Here is a 22000-nt window from a genome sequence, read left to right as displayed (position 1 = left end):
TCCAGTACTGGGTGAGATGAGAGGGCGGGCGCTCGCGGCGGGTGCCGCGGGCTCGTGGTCGGTGAGGTCGAGGCGGCCGGCGTTCAGGCCGGTGGCCGATTGCGCAGGACGCCGTCGGGGTCGTAGCGCTTCCACAGGTCGGTGACGCGGGTGCGGGTCGGTCCTGGGTAGGCGCGGGCGAACGTCGTCTCGTCGGGGGCGCTCTCGAAGTTCACGTAGGCGCCGTCGGTGTGCGGGGCCAGGGGGCGCCAGGCGGCGGCCAGTGCGGCGGGGGCGTCCGGGGGGAACGCCGTGGCGATGACGAGGGTGTTCTGGTGGCGGTGGGCGAACGCGGTGGCCGAGGGGGCGGGGTCGTGGACCGCGCCGCCGAGTGAACGCAGCTGGATCAGGACCGGGTCTGGGGCGGCCGACGCGGTGACCAGTGCGCGGGCGGCGTCCGGGGTCATGTCGGTGAGCAGTCCGTTGGTCGTGCTGGCGGGCATCTGCCCGGAGTTGGAGTGCAGGTGGTGTGGTGGGACCAGCTCGGTGTAGGGGACGACGTGGGCCTGCTGCGCCATCACGTCGCCGATGCCGAGGAGAGGTTCGACGGCGTCGCGGATGACGGAGGGCCTGTCCGAGGCCACGACCGCGGTGATATGCGCCGCGGTGGTGGCGCCCCGCGAGGAGAGCATCACCGCCGTCGACAGCTCGCGCGGCGCCCGCGCCATCACGTCGGCCCAGCGCCGCAGCGTCTCCCCGCCCGGGTCCACCGTGACGACCAGCTGTGCGTGGCCGACGTCACGAAGCTCCATGGCCTCGATCTCGAAGGCCACCGCGATCCCGGCGCCCGCGCCGGCCCCGCGCATCACCCACAGCAGGTCGGGCTCGGCTTCGGCATCGGCGCGTACGACCGTTCCGTCGGGCAGGACGACCTCGACGGCACGGATGTGGTCGATGGTGAGCCCGTACTGCCGTACGAGCCATCCGACGCCGCCGCCGGTGGCGATGCCGCCGACGCCGACGTTGCCGTGGTCGCCCGAGCTGATGGCGAGCCCGTGCGGGGCGAGTGCCTGGGCGACCTGGGCCCAGCGGGCGCCCGCCTCGACGCGGACCAGCCGGGAGCCGCGGTCGAGGACGTCGATGCGGTGCAGCGCGCTCAGGTCGATGACGAGTCCGCCGTGGTTGGTGCCGCTGCCGGACAGGCCGTGCCCGCCGCTGCGGACGGCCACCCGAAGCCCTGTCTCCCGTGCGAGCCGCAGCGCCGCCGCGACGTCGCCCGCGGACTCGGGCAGGACCACGGCGGCTGGGCGGCCGACGGTGGTGTAGGTGGAGCGGAGCAGCCGGTAGCGCGGGTCGTCGGGCGTGACCATCTTGCCCGCGAGTTCGGCCGGCACGGTGGAGAGGGTGGCGTTCATCGTCCGCTCCGGAGGGTGTCGACGCGCTCGCGGACCGCGGGCACGACCTCGCCGGCGAAGAGCGCGAGCTGCCGCTCGGGGTCGCTGGCGGGCCAGAAGACGAAGGTGTCGAAGCCGAGTTCCACGGCCCACATGGTGAGGGTGTCCACCCACCGCCGCACATCGCCGACGAGCCCGGGACCGCTCCCGTGGCCGTGGTCGCCGATCACGCCGATCACGTTGTAGACGCGCCGCAGTGTGCTCGGGTCGCGGCCCGCGCCGGTGGCCGCCTCGTCGATGATCCGCTGACGCGAGGGCACCTCCCGTGGCGGGAGGTAGAGGTTCAGCGGAGCGATCCAGCCGTCGGCCGACCGGCCGGTGACGGCGAGCATCTTGGGCTTCTGGGCGCCGAGCCAGAGCTCGACGGGTTTCGGGGGCACGGGCCCGGCGCGGTAGCCGTCGATGGCGTGGTACGGGCTGTGCAGCTGTACGACGCCTCCGGCCAGGGCCGTGCGCAGCAGCCCCAGGGACTCCTCGGTGAACGCCACCATGTCCTGGCCGCGTCGCGCCGGCCCGCCCATCGAGGCGATGGCGTCGGGGATGCCGCCCCCGCCGACGCCGAGCTGGATCCGTCCGTCGGTGAGCACGCTCAGCGACGCGGCGGCCTTGGCGAGCATCACCGGCGGACGCAGCTGCAGGTCGGCGACGCCGGTGAGGAAGGAGATGCGGTCGGTGACCGCCGACAGGTGCGTGATCAGGGTCCAGGCGTCGAGGTGTCCGGGCTGGTACGGGTGGTCCTGGACGGCGAGGTGGTCCAGGCCCGAGTCCTCCGCCGTGCGCGCGAGGCGCCGGGTCAGTGCCCATGTCCCGGCGGAGGGGTCGAGGCTCACTCCGAAGGAGAGCTGGCGTCCGTAGTCGGTCATGAGTCCAGAGTGGGCCGGACCGGCCCGCTGCCAAAACGATGGGTAAGGTGCTAATCTTTTGTAAGTGAACTCCATTCATGACGACACCTGCCCGAGCTTCGAGGACACCCTCGAAATGGTCGGACGCCGCTGGACGGGTTCGGTACTGCAGGCCGCCGCCCAGGGCGCCCGGCGCTTCGGCGAGTACCGGACGATGATCGACGGCATCTCCGACCGGCTGCTCTCGCAGCGTCTGAAGGAACTCGAGGCGGCGGGCCTCATCGAGCGCACCGTCATCCCCACTACGCCCGTACAGATCCGCTATCAGCTGGCCCCGGACGGCCAGGCGCTGGTGGACGCCCTGTTGCCGCTCGCGCAGTGGAGCATGCGACGCACGGGCCCCAGGGGAGCGGGGCGGCGGGTCCCGTCGGCGTAGCGTCCTGACATGTGCGGGAAAGTGTGCCCCGTCGAGGCCTACGCGGTGATGCGTCTCATCCTGCGGCTGTCGCATGGCGCTGCGAGCGCAGCGTCTCCGGGGTGGGATTCGGTGGACCCGCCCCGTGTCCGGAGGTGAGGTCCACCGCCGCCCGTCAGAGGCGGACTGATGCCCTGAAGCCGTGTCAGAACGTGTCCGGCGCGGTGCCGTAGACACGGCGAGCGTGCGAGGCGTAGGCGCGCGGCCCGAGCCGGGCAGGATCAGCCGCGGTATCTGGGGCCCTGGACAGCAGCAGGGTCAGCGGGCGACCGCAGTGGGGTCCCGTCTCGCCGATCACGACTGTTCCGGTGCGCCCCGGTTCCAGCATCACCCCGGCCTCGGCCGCTGCGGTGCGATTCAGCTGGGCCGGGCCGCCGAGCGTGCCCTCGTACGCGCCATCGGAGCGGACCGCCGGCCCGCGCCCCAGCAGTTCGACCGGCCCGTCGGCCACACGAGCCAGCGCAACCGCCCTCCGTGAGCGCGCCGCGGACCATGCGCGGGTCGTCGAGTTCGACTCGACGCGGTGGTGCGGATCGACCACGCCGGCCCCTGCGCCGGCGGTTCCACGCCTGCTCCCGGGTCAACCCGCCCACTCCGGAGCGGAAGCGATGAAGACCGACCGATGGGGGCGCACCTCGGGACGCAAGCGCCCAGGGGTACGCCCCGCAAGTAGGCCTACTCGGTGAGGTAGGCGCGGTCGATCGTCTGAACCAGTGTGTTGCCGTCCTGATCGGTCAGCTTGGCCCGCAGCGAGACGGTGCCGGGCTGCGCCGGGTGGTCGAGCGTCAGATGCGTGCCGCCGACCGCCTTGGCCGCGGTCCAGGTCCTGCCGTCGTCGTACGACACCTCGAACGACAGCTTCTTGACGGCTCGGGCCGTGGCCGCACCCTCCACCATGAAGGGAACCCTGAACCGTTCACCCGCCTTCGCCGTGCCGGTCGGCGACAGCTCGGGCGAGAAGCGGACCGCGGAGAGCGGCAGCCGGGTCCAGCTGTCCTCGGACGTGCGCGCCGACCGGAACGTCCACTGTGCCCGTACGCGGGTGCTGACGGGGAACAGCTCGGGGTCCCGTGAGACGTCGACGTTCAGCTCGTACCGGCCGGCCTGCTCGGGGAGGGTGTACTGGACGGCGCCCTTCCCATCGTGCCCGTCGGCGGCGATCTCCTTGCCGTCGGCGTGGAGGGAGGTCTCCTCGCCGGTGACCGGGCTGACACCGACGTGTCCGGCGCCGTCGCCGAACACCGGCAGGTAGGTGCGCATCACGTTCCCGCTGCGCGCGGCGCCGGGGCTGCCCCACTGCGGCATGTCCTCGCCCTTCGGCAGCGCCGGACCGAAGACACCGGCGTTGAACCGCTCGGTGTGGCGCCGGCCCGCCTCGTACGCCTTGAACCCGCCCAGAAGGGTGCTCCCCGACTGATCCGCGTGCACGGAGTACAGCCACCGGACCCCGTTGCCGAGGACGTATTCGGTGGTCCGCAGCGGCAGTTCGAGGGAGGTGGGGGTGCTGAAGTCGATCGCCGGGCCGTTGAGCGGGGGCTTGGGCCCCGCGCCGATCCGCGCGGTGGTGTCCGCGCCGGGCTTGCCGACCGAGAGGTCGACCTCGGCGAGATCCTTGCGCTTGACGTCGGCGGTGAAGCCGCCCAGATCGCCCGTGCGGTTCCACGCCAGGCGGTAGTTCACGGGAGGCTCGCCGTCGGTCCGGCTCTTGAAGAAGCCGGCGTACTGGGCGTACGCCTCGTCCGCCGCGGCCTCGGGGCCGACGTGTCCGACCTTGAAGCTGTCGAACCCGGGGAAGTCGAAGAGGAACTGCGGGATGACTCTCCCGTCGGAGCGGGTGAAGCCGGGGACCAGATGGGCGTAGGTGTTCACGGCCGCCGGGTCGGGGACGGTGACGCGGGTGGGCTCGGCCCGGCGGGCGTCGATGACGACCGTGGTGTCCTCGGTCAGCCGGATCGCGGGCGCCAGCAGCACGGAGCCGGGGGCACCGTTCTCGTCGTCGCCGCCGATGATCCCGGTGAGTCCGTAACCGCCCTTGGGCAGGCGCACCGTGACCTCGCCGTCCTCGTCGTCGGCCAGCTCCGCGTAGTGGTCGCTGTCCCGGCCGTCGACCGCCGTCCAGCCGCCCGTGGCCGGCCGGCCGTCGTCGCCGATGTGCTTGACGGTCAGGCTGTACGACTCGACCTCGCGCTCCACGCCCAGGGCGGTGCGCACCGAGATCCGGCCGTCGGACGAGACCGCGGTCACCGCGCCGCCGAACGAGCCGTCCCTCTCGCCGACGCGGGTGTCGGCGGTCACCGTGGTGCTCGCTACACCGCCCGCAGGGACGGTCAGCCGCCGCTCCGCCACCGTGAACATGCCCTCGGCGGCCGGCTTGCCGTCCACCCCGACGGCCTCGGCGGACAGGTCGAGCACGACCGGCTCCGAGCCGAGGTTGCGGTAGGTGATCTCCTTCGTCACCGGCCGGTCGTCGCTGTGCGGCCACTGCTGCAGGCCGAAGTCGAGCGGGCCCTGCTCGACGACGACGGTCTGCTCCATCGCCCGCGCGACGTCGGTGCGGCCGGCGCCCTGCTGGTACGCGCTGTACGGGCCCGGCTTCGCGGAGCCGGTCAGCGCCGCCTTGATGCGCTCACCGCTCCAGTCCGGATGCTGCTGGGCCAGGATGGCGGCCGCGCCCGCGACATGCGGAGTCGCCATGGAGGTGCCGTCCAGGGTGGCGTAACCGGCCGTTCCCGAGGGGTACTGCGATTCGATGTCGCTCGCGGTGGAGGCCGCGGCGGTGATCTCCGCGCCCGGCGCGGTCAGGTCCGGCTTGACCCCGCCGTCACCGACGCGCGGGCCCCGGCTGGAGAAGTCGGTGAGCTCGTCGGCCTTGTCGACCGCGCCGACCGTCAGCGCGGAGTCGGCGCTGCCCGGCGATCCGACGGTGCTCTCGCCCTGGCGCCCCTCGTTGCCGGCGGCGATGACGAACAGTGCGCCCGACTCGGCCGAGAGGCGGTTGACCGCCTCCTCCAACGGGTCGACGCCAGGGGTGTCGGGCCCGCCCAGGCTCATGTTGACGACCCGGGCGCCCTCGGCCACCGCCCATTCCATGCCGGCGATGACGCCGGACTCCTCGCCGGAGCCGCCGTCGTCGAGGACCTTGCCGTCCAGGATCCGCGCGCCGGACGCGACCCCCTTGAACCTGCCGTCCGACTTGGCGCCCGTACCGGCCACGGTGGAGGCCACGTGGGTGCCGTGTCCGAACCGGTCGACGCTGTCCTCGGAGGCGGAGAAGTTCCGCTCGGCGATCTCCCGGCCCGCCAGGTCGGGGTGGGCCTGGTCCACGCCGGTGTCCAGCACCGCGACCTTGACGCCCTTGCCGTCGAAGCCGGCGTTCCACGCCGTCGGCGCACCGATCTGCGGCACGCTCCTGTCCAGGCTCGCCCGGCGTTTGCCGTCCAGCCAGATCTTCTTCACGCTCTTCGTCGCCGCCGAGGCGGACAGCCGCGCCGTGCCCTGCCCGCCGTCACCGCCGTCGGTGAAGGCGTCCCAGAACGCGGAGCCACCGTGCTTGTCGGCCCGCAGTGCCAAGCCGTTGATGCTGGGCAGCTCCTTGCCGACCCGGGCCCGCGCCCCGCTGAAGGCACTCGCGGCGGGCGTCTCGTCCCCGGCGTAAGTGACGATCAGCGGCAGATCGGACCGGCTCGCGTCGTCATACCCGTCCGCGACGAGCTGCGTCACGTCGAACAGACGCCGGTCGAGCTTGCCCTGGGCCACCGCCGGGGCCGCGTCGCCCGGTATCACGTAGCGGTGCCCGTCGATCTGCCGGACCGAGAACGAGCCGTTCTCGCGCCCTTCGGCCCGCTCGATCCCGGCGACCGAACCGTCCTCGGCGATCGACACCTTGTCACCGGTGATCAGCGTCACGGTGGTCGCCTGCGCGCCGGAGCCCCGGCCGGAGCCTTGCTCACCGCCCGGCGGTGCTGCGGCGGCTCCGCCGGCTAATCCTGAGGTGAGCGCCACGGCGAAGGCGATGGCACCCGCCGGGTATCCGCTGGTTCTGCGCATAAGAGTTGTCCATGTCTTTCTCGTTGGTGGGATACGAAGACTGGTCCGGCGATGTTTTGATTTCTTGAGCGGAAGATCGCGGTCGTATAACGCGACGCGGCGGTCCGCGGGGCGGGGCGCCGTGCGTGCGAGCCCGACGGCCCCTGAGAGACCCGACCTTCAGGACGGGGCGCGCAACGCCTCGACAGGTTCCGTCCGGGAAGCCCGCAGCGATGGGTACACCCCCGCCGGCAACCCGACCAGTGCGCCGGCGACCGGCGCTCCGAGGGCACGTAAGGCCCGGTGGCCATTCAGCGATGCCATCCACCACTTCGACGGTCATGCGCACCGGTGGTGGCTGGGCTGCGGCACAGCGGTGTTCCTCGTGGGTCACGCGATCTACCGAGGCCGGCCGTGATCGCCACGGTCGACGTGCCGTCCTGCCTGTCCGTCTCACCTGTCGCTGTCAACGTCGGCCAGCTGATGGACACTTCGTTGGACAGGGTGTCCGATGTCCCCGTAGGGTCTTTCGTGAGCGCCGCTGAGCGCTTCGTTGTTCTTGCTGATCTGAAAGTGGACTTTCGTGACTGATGGGGTTTCCCGTCCGACTCTGCTTCTGGTGCACGGGGCGTGGCACGGCGCGTGGTGCTGGGAGAGGCTGACCTCGGTGCTTGACGCCGACGGGTGGCGGGTTCGGGCGATCGACCTGCCGAGCGCCGGTGGGCGGGCGGGTGTGCAGGAAGACGCGCAGGCGGTATCAGAAGAACTGGAGCTCATCGACGGCCCCGTCGTGGTCGTCGCACACTCCTACGGCGGCATACCGGTCAGCCAGGCCGTCGCCGAGGCGGGGAACGTCTCGCGCGTCGTCTACCTGGCGGCGTTCCCACTCGACGTGGGCGAGAGTCTCCTGGGGTTCCACGGCGCGCCTGTCCCGCCGCCGGACCAGGGCGATTTCGAAGCTGTACCGAGCGATCCGGTCGCGTTGTTCTACGGTGACGTGCCTCGCTCGGAGGCGGAGGAGGCCGCCAAGCGCCTGGTGCCGCAGAGCGCGAAGTCCTTCAGCGACGTCCTGACCAGGGCCGGGTGGCACACCGTGCCGTCGACGTACATCCTCTGCGAGGACGATCAGGCGCTGCCCGCGCAGAGTCAGCAGGTGCTGGCGGCCCGCGCCGACGAGGTCCACAGGATCGAGGGCGGCCACTCGCCGTTCCTGTCGAAGCCGGTGGAACTCGCCGCCCTGCTGGCGAAGGTCGCCCTCAGGCCGGAAGCCTGACCCCCGGTCACAGCCTCACTCGACCACCCACCCCCGTTCGATCACCTGGCAGCGTCCGCTATCGCACCCCGCACGTCGGCCGAGAGGCACGCACGGTGCGGCGGTCCTGCCCGGCAAGCAACCGTGAAGAAGGAGAACATGGTGAACAGCAACAGCCGCGAGGAGGCAACCGGTGTGCTGTCCAGGGAGGCGCTCAGGGCCGAGCTCGTGGCGCGGGCCGTCGTTCTGCAGCCGCTGCTGCGGGACCGGGCGGCGCGCGGCGAGGCGGATCGCGTGCTGCCGGCGGAGGTCGTCGACGCCCTGGCCGAGGCCGGGGTCTTCCGGCTGCTGACTCCGAGGCGCTACGGCGGCTGCGAGACCGACCTCCGGACCCTGACGGAGGTGTCCGAGGCGCTCGGGGAGGGCGATGGTTCGGCGGCCTGGGTCGGGATGATCATCTCGGTGACCAACTGGCTGGCGTGCCTCTTCCCGGACAAGGCCCAGGAGGAGGTCTTCGGGGCCGATCCGGAGGCGCGCGTGACCGGTGTGGCGGCGCCGACGGGTATCGGAGAACGGGTGCCGGGCGGCTGGCGCGTCAGCGGAAAGTGGTCGTACAACTCCGGTGCCCCGTACGCCACTTGGGCCGCGGTCGGTGCTCTGCTGAAGGACGACAGCGGAGCGGTGGCGGACCAGGCGCTCGTCCTGATCCCCGCCTCCGAACTGGCCGTGGAGGACACCTGGCACACCGCAGGCATGAAGGCGACGGCCAGCAACACGCTGATCGCCCGGGATGTGTTCGTTCCCGAGCACCGCGTGCTGTCGGTTCCCGCGGCCGCCGAGGGCGTCTACCCCCGCGCATCCCGGGACGAGGCGCTGTACGCCTCGACGTTCGGGCCGATGCTGTTGCTGTGCCTGGTCGGACCGCTGCTCGGGCTGGGCAAGGCGGCGCTGAGCGTGGCGGTGGACACGGCCGCGGAGAAGCCGCTGTCGTTCACCGTCCACAGCCGGCAGGCGGACTCGGTGGGCGTCCAGATACAACTGGCGGAAGCAGCACTGAAGTTGGAGACGGCACGCCTGCACACCTACCGAGCCGTGGACGAGGTGGATCAGGCCGCCCGCTCCGGCGGCCCCCTGGACCACGCCGCACGTACGCACATCAGGGCCCGAGCCGGGTTCGCCGCACAGCAAGTGCTCGACGCGATCAGCACCCTCCTGAACGTGCACGGCGCGGCCGCGTTCGCCGATGCCGGCCCCCTGCAGCGCATCTGGCGGGACGCCAACACCGCGGCGCGCCACGCCGGCCTGGTCCCGGCGGTCGGCCTGGAGGTCTACGGTAAGTCCCTCCTCGGCATCAGCGAGCGGGTGAGCCTCATGGTCTGATCCACACCGTCCGCCGGCCACGGCGACCTGGCCGTGGCCGGCACGGGTCCCTCTACCAAGCCCACCTGAGCAGACAGGCCTGGACGAGATCCAGTGGAGTGATCGTGCCACTCGCACGCCGTTCCCACGCCCCAGTCGTCCTGCCCGCGGATGCGCGATGCTCGTGGCCCGAGACAGTGTCGTCGACGTACAGGACGACGGTCACCTCCGTACTGCGGGACTCGAGCCGACGCGCCCCCTGCTGGTGGGACGCCCGTGACATGGCTCCCGGAATTCTCATGCCCGGCCTCGTCGACACGCACAGCGCGATGACACCGCTGCGAGGCGCGGGCGGAGACCTTCCGCTGTCCCTACTGATCCCCGGCCCGGCGGCTGCTCAGCTGTGACCGCGCCGGGCGGCGCCGTCGCCGGGGGAGCATGAGGAGCGGGCCCGGGCTCAGGGACGCCTTCGGCATCGGCCGGATCGTCGCGCCGGGTACGGGGCGGAGCTGCCAGCGCGCGCTGACGGCGGCCAGCGCGAGGGTCGCTTCGGCCATACCGAAGGCGTCACCGATGCATTTGCGGCTGCCTGCGCTGAAGGGCAACATCGCGGAACGCAGCGCCGGCGACACGCGCTCGGGCAGCCAGCGGTCGGGGTCGAAGCGCCCCGGGTCGCGGAAGACACCGGGGTCGCGGCCGAGGACGTAGGGGCTGAACAGGACGATCGCGCCGGGGGGCAGCGGCTGTCCCGCCAGCTCGGTCTCGGCGGTGGTCGTCCGGGTGAGGATCCACGCGGGCGGATACAGGCGCAGGGCTTCGGTGACGACGCGCCGGGTGTGGTCGAGCTCGGGCAGATCCGGGAAGGCGGGCAGCAGCCGTCCGCCGAGGACGCGGTCGACCTCGTCCTGCACCGCCCGCTCCGCCTCCGGGTGCCGGCTCAGGAGGTGGAAGGCCCAGCCGAGGGCGTTGGCGGTCGTCTCCGTTCCGCCGATCAGCATCGTCATGACCTGGTCGCGGACCTCGTCGTCGGTGAAGCGTTTGCTGCTCTCGTCGTCGTGGGCACCGATCAGGATCGACAGGACGTCGTCGTGCTCGGACCCGGCACTCCGGCGGGCCCGGACGGTCTCGTCGATGATCGCGCACAGTCTCGCCCGTGCCCGGTCGAACCGCCTGTTCTCCGGGGTGGGGAGCCGGTGCAGCGGCCCGATCGGCGCGATCATGCGCCGGTAGACGCCCTTGAAGATGACGGGCAGACAGTGCTGCACCTCGGCGACAGCCCGGCTGTCCATCGTCGTCGAGAGCAGGGTGCGCATGGTGACGCGGATCGTGAGCGCGTGCAGCGCGGCATTGAGGTCGACGGCGCGGCCCTCCTCCCATGCCGAGACCACGGTGTCGACCTCTTCGCACATCACACGGGCGTAGGACGCCATCCGGCCGGGATGGAAGGCGGGTTGTACGAGCCTGCGCTGGATCCGGTGCTCCGCCCAGCCCGAGGTGACCAGGCCGTTGCCCACCAGCAGCCGGGCCGCGTCGAACAGCGGGCCGCCCTTGTCGAACGTACGCGGGTCCAGCAGGACCTGCTGGACGAGTTCGGGCCGACAGACCAGGTAGGCCCGCAGCGGGCCGAGACGCACCTCGACGAGGTCGCCGTGGGACGGCAGGGAGGTGAGGAACCGCAGCGGTCGGCGCAGGAGGGGTACCGCGTGGCCGAGAACGGGGAGCCGGCCGGGCGCGATGGCGGCCGCCGTCGGCGCGGCGGTGCCCCGGGCCGGCCGTCGGGACCCCGGCCAGGTGGGTCGGATCGCTGTCACTTCAGCTCCTCGTCGTGGAAGGCCGCGGGCCGGCCCGGGCCGGCCGCGAGCGAGTCGTCGGCATCGGGGCCACGGCCCGAGTGCGGCCGGAACCGGGTGACGGGAGCGGTGAGGCTGAGCCAGCCCGAAGTGGAGCCGTCCCAGACATAACCGTCGCCGAAGTAGCGGGGCGTGAGGTACTCGAACTCCTGGCTGCCACCGATGCAGTGGTCCAGTCCGCGCAGGTAGCCACGGATGTCCGGGCGCGAGCCGTGCGGCCCGTCCAACAGCCGGTCCCGTGCCGCGAGATAGGCCTTCTCATGGTGCTCGACCAGCCCGCACAGCTGGTCGACCGACTGCTGCAGACCGAGCCCCTCACGCTCGATGAGCACCCGGACCAGCGTCATCTTGTCCCCCTGGGCATGCTCCTTGCGCCACGACAGCAGATCGTTGACGATGATCATCTGTCGCATTCCGTGCGTGTGGACGTCCGTGAGCAGCGCGTCGTGGGCGGTCATGTCGACCTCGGCCGCGTACTCGGTCATCAGCCGGATGAAGTCGCAGCCGAAGCTGTTCATCCGCACGGCCATACAGGTCTGGTAGTCCGGCACGCGGTCCGTCAGCTTGAAACCGATCTCGGTGGCACACCCGTGCAGAAACGCCTCCAGCGCATCGGCGAACCGCCGGATCTGCGCGGGGGAGAGCTCTGGGCCGATGCGGCGCCAGAGCTCCTTGCCGGCGCGGGCGTACGGGAGTCGCTCGCTGCCGCCCCGGCCGCCGTGGAAGTCGGTCATGATGCCGGCGAACACCTCGCGGGCGCCCGACTCGTCGGCTCCCAGCGCCGAGCGGTCCGACACGGCGCTGTCTATGACGGTGACGTACTGGTACCAGTCGGTGACGTCGAGCGCCCGCCGCTCGTCGGCGGCCGGCACGGTCAGGGGCCCGTACAGACCGTTGCGCTGGCGAAGGAAGGAGAGCAGATCGTCCTCGCGGGCGAAGCAGCCGCCGAGCAGGCGGCGCACCCAGCCGTTGGACCGGAACTCGATCTGGGCGGCCTTGGGGTGGTAGGCCACGGGAAGCAGCCGGGGCAGCTCGGGCAGATAGAACTCGGTCATGACGTCCTCGCGGAGAGTGCGTAGGCGAGTTGGCGCAGGACGGCGGTGGCGGCCCGGGGGAAGGAGGCGCGGTCGAGGGCGGCCAGCGCACGGCGGCAGCGGCGGGCGATCATGCGCTCCACCGCGTGGCGGGCGCCCGTGGCCTCCAGCACGGCCCGTACGGCGTCGGCCTGCTCCTCGGTGAGGTCGGGGCGGCCCACCAGGGACCGCAGGAGCCGCAGTTGCCCTTGATCGGCTCGTGCGACGGCAAGGGCCATCAGAACGGTGCACTTCCCTTCCCGGAAGTCGTCGACGGCCGGCTTCCCGGTCGCCGTGGGGTCGCCGAAGGCTCCCAGGAGGTCGTCCCGGAGCTGGAAGGCCTCCCCGAGCGGGAGGGCGTACGCGGTGCAGGCGTCGGCGACCGCGGGGGAGCAGCCGGCCAGCGCGCCGCCGAGGTGCAGCGGGCGCTCGACGGTGTACTTCGCGGTCTTGAAGCGGATGAGCTCCAGGGCGTGGGCGAGATCGCCGATCGGCCTGCCGATGCCGAGGAGATCGAGGTACTGGCCGAACACGACCTCGGTACGCATCGTGTCGATCACCGGGAGGCCCGCCCGTAGTTGGTCGGGCGTGAGCGACGTGTGCAGCAGTTCGTCGGACAGCGTCAGGGCGAGGTCGCCGAGCAGGACCGCCGCGTTCCGCCCGAACTGGTCGGCGTCGCCGGTGCCGCCGCGGCTTCGGTGGAGGTCGGCCAGCGACCGGTGCACGGTCGAACGCCCTCTCCGCAGGTCGCTGTTGTCCATGACGTCGTCATGGATGAGGGCGAAGGTGTGGAACAGTTCGAGCGACGCCGCCGCCCGTACCACCGGCTCCGGATCTCCCCGCCCGTCCGCGGCGTACCAGCCGCACAGGCACATCACCGGGCGGATCCGTTTGCCGCCGGCGAAGAGGAATCCGTGCAGCGTGTCGATGAGTTCTCGCAAGGCGGGTGCCGCCGAGCGCCGTTTGGCCGCCAGTGTTTCCGCGAGTGCCGCGTCGACCGCCTGCCGGACGTCCCTCAGGGCCGGTGCGGCGTCGGTGAGGGCGGTCGGGAAGCGGCCGTCTGTACCCGTCGCAGCGATGAGCATTTCCCCTCCCGGGGAGCGAGACCAGGAACATGGGGGGTGGGAGCAGACGCTCCCGTAACTGTCACGCGTGAGGGATCCTGCGCTGCTCGTCACGGACGGAAACCGAGGACGGCGGCCCAGTGCGCTTCCCGCCCCACCAACTGGCGCACGGCCCCGCGTACACGTCCTCACGTGCGCCGTTCACTCCAGGGACGGCTTCGTTCCGGTTACGGCGGACGGCGTTCCTGCGGTTACGGCGGACGGCGTTCCTGCGGCTACGGCGACTCGTGCGGCGCCAGGTCCAGGCGGCGTGGACTCAGACCGGCCGCGACCAGTTCGTCACGGGCCTGCGCCGCCACCCCTCCGGCCCCGCACCGGCCGGCCAGGTCCACACCCCGGTACAGCGGCCCCGCGGCCTCCGCGAAGCGCCCGGCACGGCGCAGCGCGGTTCCGAGTTCGACCAGGGCGCTCGCGCGCTCGTACGACGAGGGCGCCGTCTCCAGCACGGTGACGGCCCGTCGCAGCAGGGCGATGCCCTCAGGCCCCTCGGTCACCCGGGCGAGCACCCGCAAAGCCTGGCCGACCGCTGTCGCCGTACCGAACCGCTCGGCACGCCTGAGCGCGTCCCGTGCGAGGTCCAGCGCCCGGGCGGGCTCCGTCCCGCGGGAGGCGAGCGCCAGGTGGGGCAGCCATGGACACCAGGCGGGGTTGCGCATGCCCCGCAGGTCGAGGCGGTGCCCCACCTCGGTCAGCTCCTCGGCGGCCTCCTTCACCAGGCCGCGTGCCAGCAGCAGCTCACCGTGGGCGGTCTGGACGTCGGGAAGCGTCACCACCGACGGGAACGGCTTGCCGAACCGGCGGCTCACGGCCAGCTCCTCGGCGGCCGCGGACTCGCCCCGCGCGATCAGGATCTCGATCAGGCCCGCGAGCGCGTACCACTGGGCATGGACGCCCGCCGGCCCCAGCCGTTCGGCCAGCTGCAGCCCGGCACGGACGAAGTCCTCGGCGTCGGTGAGCCGGCCCGTCCGGAACCGGATGTAGCCCAGCAGGGTGTAGCCGAGCGCGAGGTGCATCCCACGCCAGCCCTGGTGCTCGTACTCCGCGATGGCCCCCGTGTACAGCTCCTCGGCCCGCTGCGGCCGGTCGCAGTACAGGAAGGTGAGGGCCACCAGCGACGGGACCTCGAACCCCCACTCCTCGTCCGTCCAGCGCATGCCCTCGGACCCCAGCGCCCGCTCGGCGTACTGCACGGCGGTTTCCGCCGGCTCGCCGCGCACCATCGCGTTCCACGCCCGCAGCCCGAACAGGTAGCGCTCGGTCAGGTTCCGGCCGGACAGCCGCCGGGTGAGTTGGGCGAGCCGCCGGGACAGGACGGGGACCTCGCGGCTGTGCGAGGTGATCCCCGCAACCATGAAGTGCTCCATGAACATGCGCAGGCGCATGCGCGAGTCGGTGGCCCGGCCGGCCTCCCGGGTCGCCACGTCCGACGCCTCGGTCAGCCGGTCGCAGTAGGCCAGCGCCCGCATGAGGCGGATCACGACGCTCTGTCGCAGAGCCGACGGCAGATCCGGCTCCTCCAGCGCGGCCCGCAGATGGTTCGCCGTCGTTGTCGGGTCCTGCATCAGTGCCGGGGAACCGAGTTCGTACAGCACCGTGGCCCGCAGCTCGGCGGGCGGCGGCTCGCACAGGGCGCGGCTCAGACAGCGCCGGGCGGCCTCCGGAGCGCCGCGGCGCAGATACTCCCGGGCCGCTTCGTGCAGTTGCTCGGCGGCCCAGGTGTCACCCTCCGGCTGCGTCTCCAGCAGATGCCGCGCCGCCGCGGCCGCGCCCTGCCCCGCCTCGACGAGCTCCCAGGCGGCCTTGCCGTGCAGAGCCACGCGCGTCGGGTTCGGAATGGCACGGTAGATCGCCGTCGCGATGAGCGGATGCGCGAACTCCAGCGTCGGGCCGTACGTCAGGATCCGTTCGGCCCGCAGCACGTCCGCGGCCTGGGTGAACTCGGCCTGGCCGAGCGCCGCCAGAGACGCGGCCAGGCACGGGGTCGCCTCCGAACCGAGGACGGCCACCGCCCAGGACAGCCGGATCGCGGCCTGGCCCAGTTCGTGCAGCCGGTCCACCAGACCGCCGCCCCAGGTCTCGGCGGCGATGTCCCGCAACGCGTGGGCGTTCTCCCGGACCGGAGCCAGACGGCGGTCGCCCACCTTCGCCACCAGCTCGACCGTCTCGAACGGGTTGCCGCCGGTCACCAGCCAGGCTTCCTGGCAGAAGTCGTCGTCGGCCTCCGCGTCCAGGCCCACGCGCAGGAGGTCCGCGACGGCGCTCGGGCTGAGCGGCGCCAGGTCCAGCGGACGGACCCGGTGCCGCTCCACCATGTCGGTGAACTCGGCCGATTCCTCGCCGAGTTCGTCCGGGCGGTAGGCGACCACCACCAGCACCGGCAGCTCCTCCACTCGCCTCGCGAAGGAGGTGAGCCACGCCACGGACTCCGCGTCCGCCCAGTGGAGGTCGTCCACGGCGAGGACCAACGGCCCGCGCTGGACGGCCACATGGGTGACGATCCAGTCCAGGCCGTCCCGCACACCCTGCGGATCCGGCGCCGCGCCCTCCGTCGCGGGAGGGCACAGCCCGACACAGGGACCCACGATGCCGTACCAGTCGCCCAGCGCCTCGCGGCGCTCGCTCTCGGAGTACGAGGCCAGCAGCGGCTGGAACAACTGGCGCACCACGTGGAAGGCGAGGCTCTGTTCCTGCTCGACGCCCTTGGCGAACAGACCCGTGCACTCCCGTTCGGCCGCGCGGCGGCGCACCTCGTTCAGCAGGGTCGTCTTGCCCCCTCCGGCCGGTCCCGTGAAGGCCAGCAGTCCGCCGCAGCACTCGGCGGGAATCGCCGCCTGCGCCGCCGAGCGTCCGATCACGGCATCCAACGCGGCCTGGGCGGTGGCCAGTTCCGTGTCCCGCTCCAGAGTCCTCGGCAGGGTCCGCGCACCCCGCTCAAGCGGTTTCCCCGCCGCCGTCCGGGTTACCACCCGCAGCGGGTCGGCCTCATCGGTGACCACCGGTTTCCCCTCCCGGCACGGTGCAGTCGGCACATCGGTGACGCGCCGCTCGACATCGACAGAGCGTATCGGTTGGACAGCGGTCAGTGACCGGTCTGTGACCTCTTCATATTTTCAGGAAACCTGTGGCCTCTTCGTGTTTTGAGGAAATCGGCACCGGTGTCAGGGCAGGCGGATGAGTTCGCCGCGGGCCCCTGCGACGACCGCGCCGCGGACGGCGGACCGGGCGGGTCAGCCGTCGGCTCGACGCGACGGCAGTGGGCCCGCGGCGACAAGCGCCTTCTCGACCGGGGCCGGCGCTGGTGGTGGTGAACCAGTGCGCGGAAGCGACCGTTGTGGTGTGTACGGGCCCGCACCCGTAGGCGGGCTCTGGCATCCCACACCGAGTTGTCAGAGCCCGCCCCCCTTTTTTTTGCGCGCACGGCACAGGACACCGCGACCGATGCGCTGCACCGCGGGCCCACTCACGGCGTTCGCCGAACACCCCCGAGGGAAAGGGACTTGATGATCGGCACAGTGCTGGTCCGCGGCTTCATCTCCGTGCTCCGATGTGGTGCTCGTGTGTACTGGTACACGTGGCGGCGCCACACCCATGTCCCGTACCACGACGATATCGAGCCGCTCGACATCCCCAGCGGGACACATGACCACGCCGGCGTCCCGAGGTAGCGTGCCCAGCATCCCCGCGCGGCAAGGCGTGCAGGTCCGGGACGGCTGCTGCTCCTTCTCCACCTTCGGGTAGAGATGTCTTTCCTGCCGACGGCGGATGATGGGGCGTATGGTCACCGGAATGCTGGTGGTCATGACCTTCACCTCACTCGTCATCGCGCTCAGCATCGTCGTGATCTGCGCGTCCTCAGCCGTGTCGGTGTCCAACGAGCCGCCGTTCTGGATGGTGCTGATCGTCTGTCTGGCCACCTATCCGCTCAGCACCGCGCTCCTCGGCCGGCCCGAACTCGCCCACGCCGGGAGTGGGTTCGTGAGCGAGTGGAGCGTACGGCTGGCGGTGGTGAGCGCGGTCACCGCACTCCTGAGTCTCTTCATCGGCAAGGGCAGGCGCGGACCCCGTACCCGTGCCACCGACTGAGCGGGCGTGGGTCGTCTCGGCGCCGAGCGCCACTACGTCCGGGAGCGGAGGGCCGCTGCTGCGACGCGCGCGACCATCGACGGGCGGAAGAGCAGCGTCGGCGGCTTGGCGAGGTGGGCTACGGAGGCGAAGGCCTTGGCGACGGGCGCGGAGACCTGTGCGGCCAGGGCGACACCGCGAACGTAGCGGTTGACCATGTCGGTTCCGCGCGGCTTGGGGCCGCGGGTCTGGGGGAACGCGAAGTCTCCTCCGGCCGCCAGAGTCCAGGGAACCTCGACCGCCTTGGCTGCCGCGGCGTAATAGGCGGCGGCCGTTCGGGCCTCGCGGGGCCCGAACCGGTCAAGGACCCCGCCCAGGGCGAGTGCCTGGAGGGCGGCGCTGGTCATGCCCTGTCCGTAGACGGGATTGAACGTGCACAGCGCGTCCCCGACCGTGACGAAGCCGACGGGGACGTCCGTCAGCCGCTCGAAGTGCCGTCGTCGGCTTGCCGGGAAGCGATGGAGGGAGATGGCACCCATCGGCTCGGCGCGGGTCACCAGTTCCGCGATCGACGGATCGGGCAGGCTCCTGGCGAAGTCGAGGAACGAGGCGTCGTCGTCGGGCAGGCCGCCCACGTGCAGCGCGTGCAGACCGATGAGCCAGCGATCACCTTCGACGGGCACCGCGTTGGCCCCTCGCGGACTTCCGGGAGGGGAGGCAAGGACGTAAGCAGCCGCTGCCCCACCCACGCGTTCGCCGGGAAGCCGGCCGAACATCCGGCTGGAGTATCCCGCGCCGATCTTCACCTGTGACACGTCGGGCAAGGGTCCTCCCAGGGCCGCCAGCCACCTGTCGGAACGTCCGGACGGACCTGTGCAGTCGGCAACGAGGTCCGCGGCGAGCACCTCACTGTCGGCGGTCCTCACCCCGGTCACCCGGTGTGCGTCACCGGACAGGCCGATCGCCGCGCAACTCGGCCGGATGATCACGTTCGGCAGGCCCAGGACACGTCGACGCAGAGACCACTCGAGAAGCGGCCTTGTGACACTGAGGAAGTGGCACTCGGAGACGGTGTGACGAAAGGGGTGACCGTACTGGAACACCCTCGAGTCGGCGAGGTGGTCCAGACGCACTCCACCGGCTGCGACGAGTTCCGCCGTGACTCCGGGGAACAACTGCTCCAAGGCGCGCTGACCGGTCTCGAGCAGACCGTGGCCGTGCCGCCCCTGGGGGACCGCTGACCGGAACTCCGGCCCGGCGGGGAGGTTGTCACGGTCGACAACCAGTACATGGTCGAATCTCTCCGCCAGCACGCGTGCGGTGCACAGCCCCGCGATACTTGCGCCGATCACCACAGCTCGCCGCTGCTCACTCACTCCAGAGCCTTCCTGTACGTCGTTCGCCGTGAGGCCGCAGCCTGGCTCAGACGGCTTGCTGTTCCCGTGCCGTGCGGTTGTCGGGCGAGACTCTTCGCCTCCGGCGCAGTGGTGACGACTGCCCCGAGCCCGGTGAGCATCAGTGAGAACGAGTGAGCACTGGACCGGCCTGGGGCTCGGCCCCGACGGCGGACAGCATGGGGCGAGCCGACGGAAACGACGGCTCGGGGGAGCACCGCACCGGGTGTGCACCCGGTTTCGGCAGAAGCCTGAAAGGTCGCCGCTGTCATGCGGGTTCATGCACTTTCGCGGTACTCGGACAGCCGAGGTCTCACGCTCGCCCTGCTGACCGCGGCCCAGTTCCTGGTCGTCCTCAACACGTCCATCGTGAACGTGGCGCTGCCCGCCATCGACCGGGATCTGGGCCTCTCGCAGACCGGGCTGACGTGGATCGTCAATGCCTATCTCATAGCCTTCGGAGCGCTGCTGCCGGTGGGTGGACGGCTCGCCGACCTGTTCGGCAGCCGCACCACATTCGTCGCCGGTCTGGTGCTGTTCGTCGGTGGGTCACTCGTGGCGAGTGTTCCTGCCGGAGCCGGGCTGCTCATCGCCGCGCGCGCCGCGCAGGGCGTCGGCGCCGCCGTTCTGTCACCGGCGGCCCTGGCCATCCTGCTGTCCCGGTTCCCGCCGGGGCCGGACCGCGGCAGGGCGCTCGGCATCTGGGGGGCCGCCGCCGCGGCGGGCGGAGCGGCAGGAGTGCTTCTCAGCGGCCTCCTCACGAGCGCCCTGGGGTGGTGGTCGATCTTCGCGGTGAGCGTGGCCGCCGGCGTTCCCGCGCTGCTGTCCGTCCCCTGCCTGATCCCGCGCGACACCGGCAGCCGCGGCGGCCGGCTCGATGTGCCGGGAGCCCTCGCCGTCACCGCCGGTCTCACCCTCCTGGTGTATGGCCTCGGCTCGCGTGACGGGTCCGGTGCGGAAAGGTTCCTCGTCCCGGCGGCAGGGATCGTCCTGCTGCTCTCGCTCGTACCGCTCGAACGTCGCGCGACGGATCCGCTGATCCCGCCCGTTCTGCTCGGCAACCGGTCCGTGGTGGCGGGCAACCTCCTCATGCTGCTGCTGGGCATGGTGTGGGTCGGCACCTTCTTCTTCCTGCCTCTTTACCAGCAGAAGGTACTGAGCTACTCGCCGCTGACCGCAGGCCTCACCCAACTTCCCCTCGCCGGGGCGCTGATGGCCGCCTCGGCGCTGGCCGGACGGCTGCGGTCGACACTCCTTCCCGGTCTCGTCCTGCTCGCCGTAGGGCTGCTCTGGCTGGCACGGCTGCCCCTCGACGGCACGTTCCCCGCCGACCTGCTGGGCCCGAGCATCCTGATCGGTCTCGGTCTGGGCCTCGCCTTCGTGCCGCTGACCGCCCTTGGCGTGAGTGGCGTCGACCCCCGGCACGCGGGAGTGGCGGGTGGGCTCATCAACACCGCACGGCAGGTCGGTGGGGCGCTGGGCCTCGCCATCCTGACCTCCCTCTCTTCGACGGCCGCCGCTGAAAAGGGGCTCGGCCCGGCCGCCCTGGCGCAGGGATACCGCCGTGCTCTCATCGGCGCGGCCGTGATCTCCCTGCTGGCGGCCATCGGAGCCGGCGTCCACGCGCTGCGCGACTCCGGTCGCACGTCGCGGTCGACCGTGAGCACCACTCAGTAAGCCTGCGGACGACTGTGAGGGCGACTCAGCAAGCCCCGTTGCCGGCACACCACTTCACCTCGACAGAAAAGGCAGTCATGAAGCCCTACCTCACGGGTCACTACACACCGCACGTCGATGAGGTCACCGCCCACGACCTCCTCGTGGAAGGACACCTTCCCCCCGAGCTGTCCGGTCGGCTGATACGCAACGGCCACAACCCCAAGCCGGGTGTCACCCCCACCCACTGGTTCAAGGGCAGCGGCATGGTCCACGGCATCCGGCTGCGCGAAGGACGCGCCGAGTGGTACCGCAACCGCTGGGTCCGCACACCGGCGCTGGAGGGAGCGCCGTACATGACGGAGAAGGGCCCCGATCTGACCGCCAGCACCGCCGGTACCCACGTCATCGAGCACGCCGGACGGCTGCTGGCCCTGTGTGAGTCCAACCTTCCCTTCGAGCTGACGCCGGAACTGGAGACGGTCGGCGCCTACGACTTCGACGGCAAGCTCACCACCGTCATGACGGCTCACCCCAAGCAGGACCCGGTCCACGGCGAACTGCACTTCTTCAGCTCCTCGCCGTTCCCGCCGTATCTGACCTACCACGTCTCCTCGGACAAGGGGGAGCTGATCCACAGCGAGGAGGTGCCGGGCGCCAGTGCCTCACTCAAGCACGACTTCGCCATCACCGAGCGGTACGTGGTTTTCGTCGAGGGAACGGTGACCTTCGACCACACCGAGACGTCGGGAATCCCCTATGCCTGGAAGGACGAGCAGCCCGCCCGGATCGGCGTGATGCCGCGCGGGAAGGGTGGAGCCGCGGCGGTCAGGTGGTTCGCCATCGAGCCGGGATCGATGCTGCACGCGGCGAACGCCTATGAGGACGACCGGGGCAGGATCGTGCTGGAGGGCCCCACTGTCGACCGGGACGGCTTCCGCACCTCCTGGAACTGGTGGGTCGGTTCCCCGGAGAGGGGCGCCGTCCCCAACTCCCGGTCCTTCAACCAGCAATGGGTGATCGACCTCGCTTCGGGCACCGTGCACGAGCGGATCGTCGACGACCTGGTCGTGGAGTTCCCCACCATCAACGACGACATGATCGGCCGCGAACACCGCTACCAGTACGCGATCTCCTTCCCTGACGACCGGGGCGTCGGCAACTTCGGTGTCGTCAAGTACGACCGGAGCACCGGAACCCGGCAGATCAGGCACGTCGGTGACGGACAGCTGCCCAGCGAGGCGGTCTTCGTGCCCGCCGGCGGCAGCGACGGGGAGGACGAGGGGTATCTGCTGACGGTGCTCAGCGATCTGCGCGCCGACGCCTCCCAACTGCTCGTTCTGGACGCCACCGACCTTCGTGCCGACCCTGTCGCCACCGTGCACCTGCCCCGCAGGGTGGTGGCCGGCATCCACGGGTCCTGGGTCGCCGACGAACCTGTGAGCACGGCGTGA

General features: G+C 71.4%; 16 protein-coding genes. 7 read left to right on the top strand and 9 right to left on the bottom strand.

The window, feature by feature from the left end:
* Positions 1-83: 83 nt before the first annotated feature.
* Entirely contained in the window at positions 84-1394 is a 1311-nt protein-coding gene (locus IE263_RS23260) for an FAD-binding oxidoreductase (RefSeq protein ID WP_189939666.1), read from the bottom strand.
* A complete protein-coding gene (locus IE263_RS23255) occupies positions 1391-2296 on the bottom strand; it encodes an LLM class flavin-dependent oxidoreductase (protein WP_189939665.1) in 906 nt (301 codons plus the stop codon). Before IE263_RS23255 ends, IE263_RS23260 begins: the two co-directional genes overlap by 4 nt.
* Before the next feature lie 64 nt (positions 2297-2360).
* On the opposite strand from IE263_RS23255, the gene IE263_RS23250 reads away from it, so the two are divergent.
* On the top strand, positions 2361-2711 hold the full coding sequence (locus IE263_RS23250) for a winged helix-turn-helix transcriptional regulator (protein WP_229911119.1): 351 nt from the start codon (positions 2361-2363) through the stop codon (positions 2709-2711).
* A gap of 184 nt (positions 2712-2895) precedes the next feature.
* On the opposite strand, the gene IE263_RS49765 is transcribed toward IE263_RS23250, so the two are convergent.
* Positions 2896-3291, bottom strand: a complete 396-nt coding sequence (locus IE263_RS49765) for an XdhC family protein (RefSeq protein WP_189939664.1) — start codon at positions 3289-3291, stop codon at positions 2896-2898.
* Positions 3292-3425: 134 nt separating this feature from the next.
* The gene (locus tag IE263_RS23240) at positions 3426-6797 is read right to left on the bottom strand and encodes a S8 family serine peptidase (RefSeq protein ID WP_189939663.1); all 3372 of its coding nucleotides are present in this window, start codon (positions 6795-6797) and stop codon (positions 3426-3428) included.
* Between the two features lie 562 nt (positions 6798-7359).
* Between IE263_RS23240 and IE263_RS23235 the strand changes: the two genes are divergently transcribed.
* Both IE263_RS23235 and IE263_RS23230 read left to right on the top strand, forming a co-directional pair.
* Positions 7360-8049: an alpha/beta fold hydrolase gene (locus IE263_RS23235; RefSeq protein WP_189939662.1), complete on the top strand. Its 690-nt coding sequence runs from the start codon at positions 7360-7362 to the stop codon at positions 8047-8049.
* Between the two features lie 138 nt (positions 8050-8187).
* A complete protein-coding gene (locus IE263_RS23230; RefSeq protein WP_189939661.1) occupies positions 8188-9408 on the top strand; it encodes an acyl-CoA dehydrogenase family protein in 1221 nt (406 codons plus the stop codon).
* A gap of 350 nt (positions 9409-9758) precedes the next feature.
* Here the strand turns inward: IE263_RS23230 and IE263_RS23225 are convergent, their stop codons facing one another.
* The 4 genes from IE263_RS23225 to IE263_RS23210 form a co-directional block, all read right to left on the bottom strand.
* The gene (locus IE263_RS23225; RefSeq protein ID WP_229911117.1) at positions 9759-11198 is read right to left on the bottom strand and encodes a cytochrome P450; all 1440 of its coding nucleotides are present in this window, start codon (positions 11196-11198) and stop codon (positions 9759-9761) included.
* Positions 11195-12292 carry a terpene synthase family protein gene (locus IE263_RS23220; RefSeq protein ID WP_189939660.1) on the bottom strand — a complete coding sequence of 366 codons (1098 nt, stop codon included), beginning with the start codon at positions 12290-12292 and terminating at the stop codon, positions 11195-11197. The genes IE263_RS23225 and IE263_RS23220 overlap by 4 nt, the downstream gene beginning before the upstream one ends.
* Positions 12289-13395 carry a polyprenyl synthetase family protein gene (locus IE263_RS23215; RefSeq protein WP_189939659.1) on the bottom strand — a complete coding sequence of 369 codons (1107 nt, stop codon included), beginning with the start codon at positions 13393-13395 and terminating at the stop codon, positions 12289-12291. Before IE263_RS23215 ends, IE263_RS23220 begins: the two co-directional genes overlap by 4 nt.
* 254 nt (positions 13396-13649) lie before the next feature.
* Positions 13650-16430, bottom strand: coding sequence for an ATP-binding protein (locus tag IE263_RS23210; RefSeq protein ID WP_189939658.1), 2781 nt, complete (start codon positions 16428-16430; stop codon positions 13650-13652).
* A gap of 778 nt (positions 16431-17208) precedes the next feature.
* On the opposite strand from IE263_RS23210, the gene IE263_RS23205 reads away from it, so the two are divergent.
* Positions 17209-17517, top strand: a complete 309-nt coding sequence (locus IE263_RS23205) for a hypothetical protein (RefSeq protein ID WP_189939657.1) — start codon at positions 17209-17211, stop codon at positions 17515-17517.
* Positions 17518-17549: 32 nt separating this feature from the next.
* Here the strand turns inward: IE263_RS23205 and IE263_RS23200 are convergent, their stop codons facing one another.
* The gene (locus tag IE263_RS23200) at positions 17550-18179 is read right to left on the bottom strand and encodes a hypothetical protein (RefSeq protein ID WP_189939656.1); all 630 of its coding nucleotides are present in this window, start codon (positions 18177-18179) and stop codon (positions 17550-17552) included.
* Positions 18180-18551: 372 nt separating this feature from the next.
* Between IE263_RS23200 and IE263_RS23195 the strand changes: the two genes are divergently transcribed.
* The 3 genes from IE263_RS23195 (at position 18552) to IE263_RS23185 (ending at position 22000) form a co-directional block, all read left to right on the top strand.
* Positions 18552-18737, top strand: a complete 186-nt coding sequence (locus IE263_RS23195; RefSeq protein WP_189939655.1) for a hypothetical protein — start codon at positions 18552-18554, stop codon at positions 18735-18737.
* Between the two features lie 423 nt (positions 18738-19160).
* Positions 19161-20567: an MFS transporter gene (locus IE263_RS23190; RefSeq protein WP_189939654.1), complete on the top strand. Its 1407-nt coding sequence runs from the start codon at positions 19161-19163 to the stop codon at positions 20565-20567.
* A 77-nt stretch (positions 20568-20644) separates the two neighbouring features.
* The gene (locus tag IE263_RS23185; protein WP_189939653.1) at positions 20645-22000 is read left to right on the top strand and encodes a carotenoid oxygenase family protein; all 1356 of its coding nucleotides are present in this window, start codon (positions 20645-20647) and stop codon (positions 21998-22000) included.

Source organism: Streptomyces aurantiogriseus (assembly GCF_014649375.1).
Classification (GTDB): domain Bacteria; phylum Actinomycetota; class Actinomycetes; order Streptomycetales; family Streptomycetaceae; genus Streptomyces; species Streptomyces aurantiogriseus.
The sequence above is the reverse complement of the archived record's forward strand: the minus strand, read 5'-3'. Positions and strand labels throughout refer to the sequence as shown.